The organism is Bradyrhizobium sp. McL0615 (assembly GCF_049993905.1).
GTDB lineage: Bacteria > Pseudomonadota > Alphaproteobacteria > Rhizobiales > Xanthobacteraceae > Bradyrhizobium.
The window spans coordinates 3,761,916-3,776,644 of sequence record NZ_CP188254.1 but is presented as its reverse complement, the minus strand read 5'-3'; the positions used below and the strand labels follow the sequence as shown (position 1 = coordinate 3,776,644).

General features: G+C 60.6%; 10 protein-coding genes and 1 pseudogene. 10 read left to right on the top strand and 1 reads right to left on the bottom strand.

Features of this window, described 5'->3' with window-relative positions; all coding sequences use genetic code 11:
* Positions 1-82: 82 nt before the first annotated feature.
* Complete coding sequence (locus ACPPVP_RS17770; protein ID WP_426536527.1) at positions 83-2,935, bottom strand: ATP-binding protein; 2,853 nt, start codon at positions 2,933-2,935, stop codon at positions 83-85.
* 584 nt (positions 2,936-3,519) lie between these two features.
* Here ACPPVP_RS17770 and ACPPVP_RS17765 point away from each other — a divergent pair.
* From ACPPVP_RS17765 to ACPPVP_RS17720, 10 genes and pseudogenes are all read left to right on the top strand, one after another.
* Positions 3,520-6,372: an ATP-binding protein gene (locus ACPPVP_RS17765; RefSeq protein WP_426536525.1), complete on the top strand. Its 2,853-nt coding sequence runs from the start codon at positions 3,520-3,522 to the stop codon at positions 6,370-6,372.
* 204 nt (positions 6,373-6,576) lie between these two features.
* Positions 6,577-7,284 carry a hypothetical protein gene (locus tag ACPPVP_RS17760; RefSeq protein WP_426536523.1) on the top strand — a complete coding sequence of 236 codons (708 nt, stop codon included), beginning with the start codon at positions 6,577-6,579 and terminating at the stop codon, positions 7,282-7,284.
* 214 nt (positions 7,285-7,498) lie between these two features.
* Positions 7,499-8,197, top strand: coding sequence for a type 1 glutamine amidotransferase domain-containing protein (locus ACPPVP_RS17755; protein WP_426536521.1), 699 nt, complete (start codon positions 7,499-7,501; stop codon positions 8,195-8,197).
* 121 nt (positions 8,198-8,318) lie between these two features.
* A complete protein-coding gene (locus ACPPVP_RS17750) occupies positions 8,319-9,164 on the top strand; it encodes an enoyl-CoA hydratase/isomerase family protein (protein WP_426536519.1) in 846 nt (281 codons plus the stop codon).
* Positions 9,165-9,226: 62 nt separating this feature from the next.
* Positions 9,227-9,550 (top strand): annotated as a pseudogene (locus tag ACPPVP_RS17745) (GlcG/HbpS family heme-binding protein); the annotation flags it as partial.
* Between the two features lie 81 nt (positions 9,551-9,631).
* Positions 9,632-10,234, top strand: coding sequence for a VOC family protein (locus ACPPVP_RS17740; protein ID WP_426537913.1), 603 nt, complete (start codon positions 9,632-9,634; stop codon positions 10,232-10,234).
* Complete coding sequence (locus tag ACPPVP_RS17735; protein WP_426536517.1) at positions 10,224-11,279, top strand: alpha/beta fold hydrolase; 1,056 nt, start codon at positions 10,224-10,226, stop codon at positions 11,277-11,279. The genes ACPPVP_RS17740 and ACPPVP_RS17735 overlap by 11 nt, the downstream gene beginning before the upstream one ends.
* Positions 11,280-11,453: 174 nt before the next feature.
* Positions 11,454-13,214, top strand: coding sequence for an MOSC domain-containing protein (locus ACPPVP_RS17730; RefSeq protein ID WP_426536515.1), 1,761 nt, complete (start codon positions 11,454-11,456; stop codon positions 13,212-13,214).
* Between the two features lie 49 nt (positions 13,215-13,263).
* Positions 13,264-13,869, top strand: coding sequence for a redoxin domain-containing protein (locus tag ACPPVP_RS17725; protein ID WP_426536513.1), 606 nt, complete (start codon positions 13,264-13,266; stop codon positions 13,867-13,869).
* Positions 13,870-14,005: 136 nt separating this feature from the next.
* Complete coding sequence (locus tag ACPPVP_RS17720; protein WP_426536511.1) at positions 14,006-14,725, top strand: hypothetical protein; 720 nt, start codon at positions 14,006-14,008, stop codon at positions 14,723-14,725.
* Positions 14,726-14,729: the final 4 nt, after the last annotated feature.

Here is a 14,729-nt window from a genome sequence, read left to right as displayed (position 1 = left end):
GCCGTTAGCCGTTGCGAGCGGCGAAAATGTCCGGTTGCGCCGAACAACGCACCGGTCCGCTTGGCTTTTTCAGGCCGCACTATCAGAATTCCTGAAGGATTTCGCGGACATCGCGGAGATCGACGGTCTCGAATCCTTCTCCGAAACACGCGTAGATGCGTTTCAGATCGGAGGCGGCGGCGGCCCTGGCCTTCGGCTCGGTTGCAAGACGCACCCGGCTCGCGGCAACCCGCAGACTCCATGACAAGGCGGATTGCTGTTCCGCCAGATCTATCGCAGCGCGGAAGTCCTGTTCAGCACCGGGCTGGTCGCCGCTCCGCGCGCGAAGCTCCCCGCGAACGCGGAGGAGCTCTGGCATTTCCCAGCTATCGCCCTGGTCAGCGACGGACTTGATTTCGGTTTGTATCGCGTCGAGCGCATCATCCAGCCGCTGCCGGATTGCCAAACCCTCGACCAATGCGACGGCGGCGGCCCCGCTGTAAAGTTCCAGGCGGTCAGCAATCATCCTTGGCAAGGATTGCTGAAGCAATTCAAGCCCTTCGTCGATCGCGCCTTTTGTGACCTGCAGCTCTCCCTTGAGCGCGAGCGAGACATTGTGGAATGGTGCGAAGCCGTGCTTGCGCGAATGGTTGGCCAGTCGGGCAGCGGCTTCTTCCAGTGCGTCGGTATCGCCTACCCAGCGGTAGACCCGGGCCGCAAAACACAATCCCGCGCAATACATCGCGAGATCGGGATTCGATCCGATATCCATAAGGCCATTTGCGACCGAGACGGCCTGATCGGGCAACCCGAGGAGCCAGAGGTTGGTGCACGACATGATGTGTGTGCCGCGCGGGCTTGCAAAATGGTCAACCGGCAAGACGGGGATCGCAGCGTCCCCGGCTTCGCCTGCCTGCAGCCTTTCCCGGGCGAGCCGCTGATCGCCACTCAAATGGCGGGCAACCCCGAGGTAGGTGTGCGCACGGGCGAGCGCGGCAGGATGTCCGATCTCGGTCGCGACCGCATCAGCAAGCTGCGCCACCTCCAACAATTTCGTTCGCTCGTAGGTACGGCGGTACAATGCATGCAAACGACTCAGCAAGCGAAACTGATTCTCCAGGTCGCCGACTTCCTGCGCCAACGCCAAGCCACGCCTGAGCGCTGTTTCACATTCCCGGCTGTTTCGCTCTGTAAACATGGCTGCGTGGCCGAATGCCCACAGCAGCTCTACTCTCGCTGTCTGATCGCGAGGCGCATGTTCCGGCAAAGCGAGCGCACGCATGGCCCAGAGCCGGCATTCCTCGAGTAGATTGCGCTCCACGAACAGCCGTGCGCAGGCAGCCGCAAGAGGAATCCGCAAATCGGCATCGCCCGCGTCGGAATAGACCCAGGCAAGCGCAGCCCGGGCGTCGCTGAGCAGATCGACACGATGGGTCCAGCCGCCCGGACGCCCTCCTCCAGGTTCATAGGACCGCGGTTTCAGTGCCTGCAATATGTAGCGTGCATGCTTCAGAGCCGCTGCCTGGGATGCTCCCGAGGCGGCGAGTTTTTCGATCGCATAAGCCCGTGTCGTCTCCAGCAGGCGGAACGAGGTCTGGGCACTCCTGGGACTGCTCGCGACCAGGGATTTGGTGACGAGTTGTTCGAGGCGAATGAGGACCGCGTCCGGATCGTCAAGATCGCCTGCGAGCGCGCGGGCGCCCTGCAGCGTGAACGGACCGGGAAAGACGCTCAGAGCCTCTAGAAGGGTTCGCTCTTCCGGCGCGATCAGCTCATAGCTCCAATCCAGCGCCGCGCTCAGCGATTGATGACGCGGCAGCGCGGTGCGGCGCCCGCGCCACGCCAACCGGAGCCTTCCGCCAATAAGCTCGTCGATCTCGAGCAGTCCGTGCGCCGAGAGCCGGCTGGCGACCAGTTCAATCGCCAGCGGCATCCCATCGAGCTTGCGGCAGATCCGGGCTATGACTTCGGCGTCGGCATCGGTGACGTCAGCGCTATACCCCGCCGCAACGGCGCACTCCATGAAGAGGCGCGTGGACGAGTATTTGCCGAGTTCGGCTTCGCTCGCGACATTGTCCGGCGGAAGCCCGAGTGAGGCCAGCTCAAACACGGACTCGCCTTCAGCATCAAGGGATTCGCGGCTCGTCGCCAGAAGCGAGACGCCGGGAGCGTGCTGGTAGATATGCTCGGCGAGGCGCGAGACGGCCTCAATGACGTGTTCGCAACTGTCCAACACCAACAGCATCTGCTGATCGCGGAGCGATTCAATGAGCCGCGGCGTGGGGTCGCCAACAGGAATGAGCAGGCCAAGCGCTGATGCTACGGCGACCGCAATGAGGTTCGGCTCCTTAACGCTGCCGAGATCGAGAAATCGCACCCCGTCCATGAAGCGGCCTGCGATCCCGTAGGCAAGGTCGATGGCGAACGTTGTCTTGCCGATTCCGCCAGGTCCGCGAAGCGTAACGAAGCGACGGCCGACGAGATGATCCGCTACTATCAGGACATCCCTTTCCCGCCCGATGATCCGTGTGGGTCGGGGCGGAAGATTGGGATGGTGTGTTTCATCGACGGGGTCGGTGTGCTTTGCGGGCGATGCCGCACGATTCACCGGTGCGACGAAGCAGTAACCCCGTCCAGCGACGTTCGTGACATAGGAATGACCGACCTGGCCGTCACCCAGCGCCCGCCGCAACTGAGCGATATGGAACCGCAAGCTGCTCTCTTCCACGGTCAGGCCAGACCAGGCCTTCTCCATCAGCTCTGCCTTGCTGACGACTTCACCCTGGCGGCTGATCAAGATGCAAAGAATGTCGAATGCCCGGCTACCGAGCTGGGTCCGCGTGCCGTCGCGTTCCAGACGACGAGCGTGCGGCAGAACACGGAAAGGTCCGAAGGAAAATGCCTCCGGGATCGCCTCGGCCGCAAAAGGTGGCCCTGGTCCGTTGCGGTTCGCCACAGGTCACACGTTTCTTCTTCTGTTTGCGCGCCGTTAGTACACCAAAATTCCCCGAGAAACGACCTCAAGCATGCCCTAAATGCAGGCACAAGCGACGATGCCGCACGCGTTCCCCCGGCCGAAAGTAGTGCAGCCCGACTCCAATACTTCGCGTAAGCGCCAGCGACATCGATATTTTATTCACGCGATAACGAGCTTTGCAATTCACGAATGTCGGTGATCGGCCGGCTTCGGCAAGCAGCCCGCGCGGTGTTCGCCTGTAACGTCGTCACATGATCGTGAGCCGCCATCGAGAATTATATTTCCCCCTTGCGAAATTTGGATTTGGGGTTCTGCGCCGTGTCATACGGGAAGATGCGCGACACACGCTCGTTAGATGCTGCAAGAGTGTGTTATGCTGAATTTCCGCTGCGCGACACGGTCATCCATTGGGCAGGGCTCGCGCTGCGGGGATTTTAGTTTGTTCAGTCTAAGACTAAAGTTTATCTCGGCGCGTTGGTTTCCGATCAGCGGTGCTGAGCAATTTACTCCGTGTTCCGTTCTGGTAGGAAATCTGGTGATCCTCCCTGACAGGAGGCGACGGCGTGTCAGGCAACAATAATAAACAAGACTCACCGATCTCCTTTGGTCCGTTCCGGCTTTCGCCCAAGGCCCGGCTTCTGGAGAAGGACGGCGCTCCACTTCATATCGGTGGCCGTGCGTTCGCCATTCTCGTCTTCCTTGCAGAGCGTCCCGGCGAAGTCGTGGACAAGCGAGACCTGATCAAGCACGTCTGGTCGGATGTGAATGTCGATGAAGGCAGCCTCCGCTTCCACGTCACCGCATTGCGCAAGGTGCTCGGCGGTGGTGCCGCTGGTGCGCGCTATATCGTGAACGTGCCGGGGCGCGGGTATTGTTTTGCAGCTCCTCTCACCCGCGCCGAATCCCCACCTGCTGCACTGGCCAACAGCACAAGTCCGCCTCGCTCCCTGCCGGCCCCGCCCACTAAAATGGTCGGGCGGACCGAAACCGTTGAAAAGATCTCCAGCGAACTTTTGCAGCATCGCTTCGTCAGCATCGTCGGTCCCGGTGGCATCGGCAAGACGTCGGTCGCTCTCTCCGTGGGCCACGGGCAACTCCACGTCCTGGGCGGACAGGTATTCTTTGTCGATTTCGGCGCGCTGCGGGATGCCAAGCTAGCATCCGGTTCGATCGCATCGGCACTCGGTTTATCAGTGGGTGCGGAAGATCCCCTGCCCGGCTTGCTGACCTCGCTTCGTGACCGGCGTATGCTGCTGATCTTCGACAGTTGCGAACACATCCTGGATGCTTTGGCACCGCTGGCCGAACGCCTCATTCGGGAGCTGCCGGAGCTTCAAATTCTCGCTACAAGCCGCGAGTCCTTTCGTGCCGAAGGCGAGCGCGTTTTCCGGCTGTTTCCGCTGGATTGCCCACCGCTGCGCGACGGAATGCGCGTGGACGAGGTGCTTGCCTATCCCGCAGCCCAACTTTTCATCGAACGCATCGCCGCAAGCTTCAGCGAATTCCAGCTCAGTGAGGCTGAGGCTCCCCTGATCGCCGAAATGTGCCGGCGTCTGGATGGTATCCCGCTGGCGATCGAACTCGCCGCCGGCCGCGTTAATGCCTATGGCATCGCTGGTACCGCTTCCCTTCTCAACACCCGCTTCTCGCTGCTGTGGCGCGGGCGTCGAACGGCGATTCCGAGGCACCAAACGCTCGGCGCTGCACTCGGCTGGAGTTACGACCTGCTGTCTCCCGTCGAGAGCGCGGTCTTGCGCAGGCTGTCGGTATTCGTCGGACCGTTCACGCTGGAGGGGGCGCTTGCCATCGCCTGTCACGACAAGCTCACCGAGGCTGCCGCGGTCGAGGTGATCGCCGACCTGCTCTCCAAATCACTCATCTCGTCTGTTTCTGCGGAGCGCTCTCCAAGATACCGGCTGCTCGACACGACGCGAGCCTATGCGCTCAACAAGCTCGATGAAGCGACTGAAACGGACGTATTCGCTGGCCGGCACGCCGCATATTTCCTTGAGTTGTTCGGCCGGGCGGAGGCCGACTCCAAGACGCTCCCCGTTTCTGAATGGCTATCCGCCTACGGCCCACAAATCGATAACGTTCGCGCGGCGCTTGATTGGGCTTTTTCAGCCAACCGTGACCGCTCGCTCGGTGTTGCACTAACGGTCGCCCTGGTGCCGCTATTGATACGCCTTTCCCTGTTTGGCGAATGTCGCGAACGCACCGAATTGGCACTGGCAAATCTCGATCAGGCCGGCGGCGATCGCATGCGCATGCAACTGCTGGCGGCACTGGGCTGGTCCCTGATGTACGGCGAGGGTCGCGCACGGGGCGCCGGTCCGGTGCTTGCAACGACGTTCGAATTGGCGGACCGGCTCAATGACAAGGACCATCGGTTGCGGGCCCTGTGGGGCCTGTGCATTGACCAGTTCAACAACGGAGAATTTGGCAAGGCGCTGCAGTTTGCGCATCGCTTCACGGAGGCCGCACAGCAATCACCGGATCCCACCGACCTGATGCTGGCCGATCGGCTCATGGCCGTCTCCCTGCACTATCTCGGCGACCAGAAAGGTGCGCGCCACCACATCGACCGCGTCGATGCGAACCTGCATCTGCTGGCTGAAAAACCCAGGATATTCCCGCTCGACTTGCGGATTTCCACGCACTATTTCCGTGCGCGTATCCTGTGGCTGCAGGGTCTTGCCGATCAGTCGCTGACGCTCGTTGCGAAGAATGTCGAGGAAGGCCGTGCGAACCACCATGCCCTGACTTACTGCAGCGTGTTGGGACAAAGCGCCTGCCCGATCGCCTATCTAGCCGGCGATCTTGACGCCGCGGAACACTATGGAACGGATCTGCTGGAGCATGCCGACCGTAACGGCATACGCCTATGGCGGCTCTGGGCAGCCTGCTTCAGGGCACTCGTTACCGCCAGACACGGCGATCGCGACGCCGGACTGGCGTTGCTGCGCAGCGAGTTGAACGAGGCCGGCGACGCCAAATATCTGCCGCGCTTCCTGTTCTTGCTGGGCGAGCTTTCAGCATGCCTTGGTGAGGCCAATGAGGTGGGAGCCGGCCTTGCACTGGTCCAGGAAGCACTCGCGCGGTGCCACGCCAGGCAAGAACAATGGTACGCCCCGGAACTTCTGCGCATCAAGGGCGAGCTGATCCTGAAGGCCGCGCAGGTCTCGTCTCAATCGGCAGCAGAACAGTGCTTCAGCGAAGCGATTGACCTGGCACGCCAACAGGGCGCGAGATTTTGGGAACTGAGAAGCGCCTCGAGCCTCGCGCAACTGAGAGTCCGGCAAAACCGCAAAGCCGAGACAAGGCGGATTCTGACAGCGGCATCCGGATTACTGGATCGTGCTGACATTGCCGATATGCAGAAGATCGCCGCCCTGCTCGGCGCCCTATCAGACTGATACAGGCTGTTTGCCCGCGACACGAAAGTGTCCCCGCCCGGCGCTACCCGACGTTGCGTGCAGCTTTTTGCACCGACCAATTTGGCAGCCTTTTCAAGGCGCTGCTGAGTCTGAAGACCTCTCGCAAATCCTAACAACATCTAACGCGCCAAGCCGCCCCGATCCGGTCATGGTCTCCACACCACATGACGGATCTGACAAGGCATGGCCCTTCTCGACGACGCAATTGAAGCCAGCGGAGGCATGTCGCGCTGGAGCAGGCTGCAGCGCTTCACTCTCCATTTATCGATCAAAGGAACGCTGCTTTCCTGCGTCGGACGAGCCCGCCAGTTCAAGGATCTGGTTGCAGAAGGCTCCACGCGAACCCAATCGGTGCGCTTCACGGGTCTGACGCGCGGCGAGAAGAGCGGCACCTTTCAACCGGATTCGGTCACGATCGAGAACCTGGATGGCCAGGTCTTGCGGACATGGCTGAACCCAAGCCTGCAATTCCTGGATCATGGCAATGATCCGCTAGCGGACGATCTGCACCTGGTCTTTTTCTGCGGCTTCTCGATCTGGAACTATTTGACCACGCCTTTTCTGCTGGCGCACCCGGACGTGAAAGTGGAAGAACTCTCGCCCTGGAAAGAAAATGGTCAGACATGGAGGCGCCTGCGCGCGCTGTTTCCACCCGAGATCGTGACTTCCTCTCCCGCACAGATCTTTTATTTCGACGAGAACAGCCTGCAGCGGCGGGCGGATCACGGGCTCCTCGGCATGACGGTCGCGCATTATTCCTGGGCGCATCAGGTATTCAGCGACGTCACTGTTCCGACGCTGCGGCGCTCTTTGGCGTTGCGGCCGGACGGAACCGCGGCTCCGAAGCCGGTCCTGCTCGATGTGGAAGTCTTCGACGCTACGTTCGAATAGCGACGCCTCGTTACTCCCGTCCTCGCTCACACGGTCCTTAGCGCCCCACTTGCAACGCCTAACAACGCCTAACGAGCCAACAGGGGCGTTTGGGTGCAGGGTTTGGTCACGGGCAACGGCCGAATGCACCAGCTCGAACGGGATTGCGCCGACACCTCTCAACAAAGACCAGGAGCGGCGTTTCATTCAACGAACGCAGACAAAGGAGAAAATCATGAAAGTGCTGATGGTGATCACTTCCCACGACCAACTAGGTAACACTGGACGGAAGACCGGATTCTGGCTCGAAGAGCTCGCAGCTCCGTACTATGTCTTCAAGGATGCCGGTGTTGATATCACGCTGGCTTCCCCCAAGGGTGGGCGTCCGCCGCTCGACCCGAAGAGCAACGAGCCTGAATCCCGCACCGAGCTCACCCTTCGGTTCGAAGCCGACGAAGAGGCGGAAGCGCAGCTCGACAAGACCGTGCGTCTCGACAGCGTCAAGCAGGATGACTTCGACACGGTGTTCTACCCGGGCGGTCACGGCCCGATGTGGGATCTCGCTGAGGACAAGGACTCAGTCAAACTGATCGAGTCCTTCCTTGCTGCCGGCAAAACGATCGCCGTCGTGTGTCATTCCACCGGTGCGTTGCGTCATGTCAAGACGCCCGACGGCAAGCCACTCGTACAAGGCAAGGAAGTGACCGGCTTTACCAACGGCGAAGAGGAAGATGTAGGCCTCACCAAGGTAGTACCGTTCCTTGTCGAAGACGAGATGCTGAAGCTCGGTGCCGTCTTCTCGAAAACGGCGAACTGGGGAGTTCATGTCGTCAGCGACGGTTTGCTGATCACCGGTCAAAACCCGCATTCCTCGGGTCCGGCTGCGCATACCCTGCTCGCCGCCGTGAAGCAGCGCGTCAGGCCGGCCGCCTGAGCGTCAGCATCGAGCGGCCGTTATCGCCGCAGCCGAAACCGCTGGAGAGGCAATCGCTGCTGGCGCCTCTCCCGCAGCCCGCACAATTCAAAACCATCACAACGGATGCAGGGAGATTCCAATGCTCACCAAGACAAACAATGCACAGATTCGAATCGACCGTGCATCGAAGGCCTACTGGCGAATCACGTTTGACAATCCACCGCTGAACGTCATGGGGCCGCAATTCGTTCGCGAGTTTCGCGACATCATCGCAAGCATCGAAGCCGATACGGAACTGAAAGTCGTGGTCTTCGACAGCGTTGTCGAAGGGTTTTTCCTCAATCACAGCGATTTCTTCGCGAATTTCAGCGATTTGACCAGCATTCCGCAAGGTCCGACTGGACTTGAAGCATGGCCGGACATCCTGGTGCGGCTGACACGCGCCCCCGTCGTATCGATCGCGTTGATCCGCGGGCGCGCCACCGGAAACGGCAGTGAGCTCGCTCTCGCATGCGACATGAGCTTTGCCAGCCGAGAGAAAGCCCTGTTCTCCCAGTGGGAAGTGGGTGTCGGCCTGGTCGCCGGCGGTGGACCGATGGCGCGTCTGCCACGAACCATGGGCAGGCAGCGAGCCCTGGAGATATTGCTGAGCTCTGACGATATCCGCGCTGACCTCGCAGCAGCCTATGGCTATGTGAACAGGTCTTTGCCGGACGACGAACTCGACAGCTTCGTCGACGCGTTGGCGTACCGCATCGCTTCGTTCGACAAATGGGCAATAGCAAACACCAAGCGCCTGGTGAACGCCAACAGCCTGCCTGCGGATGTCGAGATCGCAGCGGGTTGGGACACCTGCATGGCCTCGATCGGGCGCCCGGCCGCGCAGGAGAGAATAAAAGCGCTGTTCGAGCAAGGCTTCCATCAACCCGGCGATGCCGAAGACAAGCTGGGATCCTATCTCGGGCGGCTCGGCCACGGCGGCTGAGGCGATCGTATAACGCGAACGTATTCCTCTTCAAATCGGATAATCTCGGAAGGAAACATCTCATGGACTTACTCGCTTACGCAAAAGACATCTCAAGCCGCATCGAAGCACAGGCGGCTCGTGTCAATGTTCCAGTTGCCGTCTCGATTATCGATGTCCACGGCAACATCATTCTCAAACACCGCATGAACGGTGCACCGGTGTTCGCCGCCGACCTTTCCGAGCGGAAAGCTTATACATCTGCGCTGGTCGGACTTCGAACAGCCGAGATGTCTCCGCTGGTCCAACCCGGACAACCCCTGTTCCCGATGATGTCGGTATCCGGCGGAAAGTATTTTTCCATGGGCGGCGGAGCGCCGCTCAAGGTCGACGGCCAACTGGTCGCGGGCGTTGGCGTCAGCGGAGGCACCGTTGACCAGGACGTCGTGATTCTGGAAGCAGGGCTCCGGGAGCCTGCTGCCGCGAGCATGCCGGACATGAGGCTTGAAGTCGTTGTAATCCCAGTCTCCGACGTCGATCGCGCCAAGCGGTTCTATGGCGGCCTCGGTTGGAGGCTCGATATCGATTACGCAACGGGGGACTATCGGGTGATCCAGTTTACACCGCCCGGATCGGGATGCTCGATCATCTTCGGTACCAACGTCACGACCGCTGCGCCGGGCTCGGCAAAGGGCCTGCACCTGGTTGTGTCCGACATCGAGGCCGCCCGTCGCGACCTGCTCCGCCGCGGTGCAGCAGTCAGCGAGCTATTCCATGACGCCGGCGGCGTGTTCCATCACGCCGCTTCGAAAGACCTGGTCAGTGGCCCAAATCCGGAGCGGAAAAGCTACGCTTCGTATGCCTCGTTCAGCGATCCCGATGGCAACGCCTGGGTATTTCAGGAAGTCACCGCGCGACTGACCGGACACATCGCGCCAGGTGACACAAGCTTTACCCCGGAACTGACGAATGTGGTCAGGGCGGCGTCAGCCCCAAAGCTCGGCATCGAAGCCATGGAAGGCTTGAGCAACTTGCCCAGCGCCATGGCTCTGCTGCAGCCCAAAATCACGGGAGAGACCTATGCCCAATGAAATCGATCACAATCGACGCCGTCTGGTCGGCGCTGCCGCATTGACCTTTGTGGCCGGCCAGTTCGCGTTTGGCGACAAAGCCGAAGCCCAGCTGTCCGGGCCCAAGCCGGCGAATCTGGGGCCGGTCAAGCCAGGCACGCATACATCGTTCGCGCCGTTGAAGCAGATCGACGCCGGCTTGCTCAATGTCGGCTATACCGAAGCCGGTCCATCCGAAGGGCCTGCGGTGATCCTGCTGCACGGCTGGCCATATGATATCTACAGCTTCGTCGACGTGGCGCCCCTCCTCGCGGCCGAAGGCTACCGTGTCATCGTTCCGTTCCTGCGCGGCTACGGCACCACCCGCTTTCTTTCCGACGCGACTCTCCGGAACGGACAGCCACTAGTGATTGCAACCGACATCATCGCGCTAATGGATGCCCTCAAAATCCAAAAGGCCACGCTTGCCGGATTCGACCGGGGCGCGCGGACAGCTGACATCATGGCGGCGCTTTGGCCGCAGCGATGCCAGGCGCTGGTCTCGGTGAGCGGATATCTGATCGGCAGCCAGGAAGCCGGCAAGAAACCGCTGCTGCCGAAAGCGGAGCTGCAATGGTGGTATCAGTTCTATTTCGCGACCGAGCGTGGCCGCGCCGGTTACGAAATGTATCGCCGCGAGTTCTCCAAACTGATCTGGCAGCTCGCATCGCCGAAATGGAATTTCGATGATGCTACTTTCGAGCGCACCGCGAAGGCCTTCGACAATCCGGATCACGTGGCGATCGTGATTCACAATTATCGTTGGCGGCAAGGCCTTGCCGAAGGGGAAGTTCAATACGACGCGCTTGAGAAGCGGCTCGCCGAAGGTCCGGTCATCAACGTACCCACCATCACCATGGAGGGTGACGCGAACGGCGCACCGCATCCCGAGCCTGCAGCCTACGCCAAGAAGTTCTCCAGCAAATATTCGCATCGGACCATCAAGGGCGGCATTGGGCACAATCTGCCGCAGGAGGCGCCGCGAGCGTTCGCGGAAGCCATCATCGACGTCGTCGCCGACAGCTGACGGACGCCAGAGCGGGACCTGCAGGCTGGCCAGTTGCGGCCCGCAGGTTGCCTCGGTCCAGTAAGGGGAGAACGAGAATGCGCAGGGTAGTCACAATCGCGGCATTGGTTACGATCGTTCTGGTCACGTCGATCCAGTTTGCGCCATCTTTCCTGCTTGGATAGGGCCGCTGTGATGGGACAATTGGTTTCGATCAATGTTGGTCTGCCGCGCGACATCGTTTGGCAGGGCAAAACGGTGCATACCGGCATTTGGAAAACGCCGGTCGAAGGGCCGCGGATGGCACGCCGTCTCAACCTGGACGGTGACGGCCAGGGTGACTTGAATGGTCACGGCGGCGAACGTCGAGCCGTGTTTGTCTATCAATTGGATTCGTATCGGTATTGGCAAAGCCATCTGGGACGAAACGACTTCGTTCATGGACAATTCGGAGAGAATTTTACGGTCGACGGTCTATCGGACGCGGAAGTGTGTATCGGAGATCGTTACCGGATCGGCGGTGCGCTATTCGAGGTGACGCAACCGCGCGTCACCTGCTACCGGCTCGGCATCCGTATGAACGAGCCCGAGATGGCCGCCCTGGTGGTCAAGCACGGGAGACCCGGCTTCTATTTCCGTGTACTGGAGGAAGGCGAAGTAGAGGCCGGCAACGAGATCACACGCGTAGCTTCCGGGCCGGAGCGCATGAGCGTGTCCGAGATCGATGCACTGCTCTACAAGCCGGGTCACCCTCGCGACCAGCTGGAGCGCGCGCTGCGCATCCCGATGCTGAGCGTCGGATGGCGTCGGTCCCTCGAAGCGCTGCTTACACAGGAGCGTGACGGCGGAACGACGACGGGAAACGCCGGGCTCAATGCCGCGGCTGGGCCGCCTCCGGCGTGGCCCGGATTTCGCCCGCTCCGTGTCTCGCGCAAGGTGCGCGAGAGCAGCAACGTAATTTCGCTACGGCTCGACCCCGTGGATGGACGGCCCATCGCGCCGGCGCTCCCCGGGCAGTTTGTCGTGCTGCGACTCGAACCGGCATCGGCACCTGCGCTGATGCGCAGCTATTCACTGTCGGGGGAACCCGGTGCCTCCTATTATCGCGTGAGTGTCAAGCAGGAAACCAACGGTGCGGCCGGCGCCTTCATCGACGACAAGCTACAGGTTGGCGACGTCGTCCAAGCAAGCGCGGCGCGCGGCAATTTCACACTGCGCTCCGGCGATACGCCCGTTGTGTTGTTAAGTGCCGGGATCGGCGTGACACCAGTGCTCGCGATGCTTCATGTCCTGGCAGCCGAAGCATCGACGCGTGAAATCTGGTGGCTCCACGGAACACGTAACGGCCGCGAGCATCCCTTCGCCGAAGAGACGCGTGGGCTGCTCAATTCACTTCCCAACCACCATAGCTATGTTTGCTACAGCTCGCCCGACTCTGGGGATCAACTCAATGTCGATTTCGACGCTGTGGGGCGCCTCAACACCCAGGCGCTCCAGAACCACGACCTACCGCGCAATGGTGATTTTTACATTTGCGGACCATCGACGTTCATGAGCGAACTGACCGCCAGCCTCGCTGCAATGGGCGTCGCACCGACTCAGATCCACACCGAGCTGTTCGGCGCCGGCCCATCCATTACTCCAGGCATCGCGGCCTCACCACGCCAGCAGCCGCATCTGCCGACGGGGGCCGCCGGAACCGGACCGATGGTTTCGTTTGCCCGTAGCGGCCTCGATGTCCGCTGGGGGTCTTCGTTCCAGAGCCTGCTCGAGCTGGCCGAGGCTTGCGACGTACCGGTGCGGTTTGCGTGTCGAACCGGCGTTTGCCACACCTGCGAGAGTGGGCTTGTGGCCGGAACTGTCGGTTATCGGCCGGACCCGGTCGATGCACCGGCAGAGGGTAACGTGCTGATCTGCTGCGCACAACCCTCAGGTGACATCGTCATTGATTTGTGACGGCGTACGGCCTGCTCATTCCCGCATCTTAAATCGTGGAGGAATTCAAATGCGATCCGACATAACGCACGGCGCAGTCTTTCCCGACTATGAGCTTAGCGACCACACCGGAAGGCATCGCAAGCTCTCCGAGCTGCAGGAGCAGGACCCCATGGTGGTTGTGCTTGGCCGCGGCGGCTTCTGTCCCAAGGACCGCCGCCAGGCCGAAGGCTTGCTCGAACTCCATCGTGAAATGGAGGTCGGTTATTCCCGGCTCGTCACGATCACGACTGATAACATCACCCAGACGAACGAATATCGCAGCGGAGTGGGAGCGCACTGGACCTTTCTTTCCGACTCCCGACGCATTATTCAAAAGGATCTCGACATCGCCGAATACACCGATCCACTCCACGACCCAATGATCCCGCATGTGATTGTACTGGAACCCGGCCTTGTCATTCACAAGATCTACAATGGCTACTGGTTCTTCGGGCGTCCTACCGTCGAGGAACTGCGGCTGGACCTGCGCGCCGTCACCATGAAATGCCGACCGGACTGGGACATTACGACACCCGAACTCAAGGCAGCATGGCAGCAGGGCGTGAAGGAGCGCTTTTATCCGTACGGCAAGACTTACGCCCAAACTCTCGGTGACGAGCGTAAAAGCGGATAAAGAACCGGCCTTTATCCGGGGTTCTACGGGTCTGGCCGGCAAATACAACAGGGCATAACAACGCTTAACGGGCGAACGTGGGCGTTTGGGGTTACGTCAGTGGGGCTAAGGCACCCCATGCAAGAGGTAACCGCCGATGATTCCACTATTGGCAGATGCGATCGAGGCCCATGGCGGCTTGCGCCAGTGGAAGTCGCACAAACATCTCTCGGCTACCATCAAATGCGGTGGAGATTTATGGGCACTGAAGGAAGTCGACCAGGATCAAACGCCGCGAACGATGCGGATCGATCTGCATCGCGAGTGGGCATCCATCGCTCCGTTCGGAAGGCCAGGCCAGCGCACCGACTTCACTCCCGGGCGCATTGCCATTGTCTCCGAAGACGACCGTATCATCGCGGAGCGAAACAGCCCGCGTGCGTCATTTGCGCAGCATGATATGCGCACGCATTGGGATCTGCTGCACCGCGGTTACTTCAACGGCTACGCCCTGTGGACCTGCCTGACCACGCCGTTCCTGCTTGCGATGGACGGATTTCAGCTTCGGGAGATCGAACCTTGGCGCGAAGGTGCGGAGATCTGGCGCGGGCTTCGAGCGACCTTCCCTGCCACGATCGCAAGTCACAGCACCGTGCAGGATTTCTATTTCGGCTCCGACATGCTCATTCGACGGCATGACTACAGCGTGGAAATCGCCGGAAATTTTGCGGCCGCCCAATACATCTCGGATCCAGTGAGCATCGACGGCATCAAAATTCCAACCAGGCGGAGAGTTTACCTGCGCGATGAAAATTTGATGCCGATGCTCGATACCTTGATGGTGTCGATCGATCTCTCAGGCTTTCGCTTTGGCTAATCGA

Bases quoted from the DNA above. Each gene is read 5' to 3' on its own strand.
- ACPPVP_RS17760 (WP_426536523.1), top strand. From the start codon at position 6,577: ATGGCCCTTCTCGACGACGCAATTGAAGCCAGCGGAGGCATGTCGCGC.
- ACPPVP_RS17755 (WP_426536521.1), top strand. From the start codon at position 7,499: ATGAAAGTGCTGATGGTGATCACTTCCCACGACCAACTAGGTAACACT.
- ACPPVP_RS17750 (WP_426536519.1), top strand. From the start codon at position 8,319: ATGCTCACCAAGACAAACAATGCACAGATTCGAATCGACCGTGCATCG.
- ACPPVP_RS17740 (WP_426537913.1), top strand. From the start codon at position 9,632: ATGCCGGACATGAGGCTTGAAGTCGTTGTAATCCCAGTCTCCGACGTC.
- ACPPVP_RS17735 (WP_426536517.1), top strand. From the start codon at position 10,224: ATGCCCAATGAAATCGATCACAATCGACGCCGTCTGGTCGGCGCTGCC.
- ACPPVP_RS17730 (WP_426536515.1), top strand. From the start codon at position 11,454: ATGGGACAATTGGTTTCGATCAATGTTGGTCTGCCGCGCGACATCGTT.
- ACPPVP_RS17725 (WP_426536513.1), top strand. From the start codon at position 13,264: ATGCGATCCGACATAACGCACGGCGCAGTCTTTCCCGACTATGAGCTT.
- ACPPVP_RS17720 (WP_426536511.1), top strand. From the start codon at position 14,006: ATGATTCCACTATTGGCAGATGCGATCGAGGCCCATGGCGGCTTGCGC.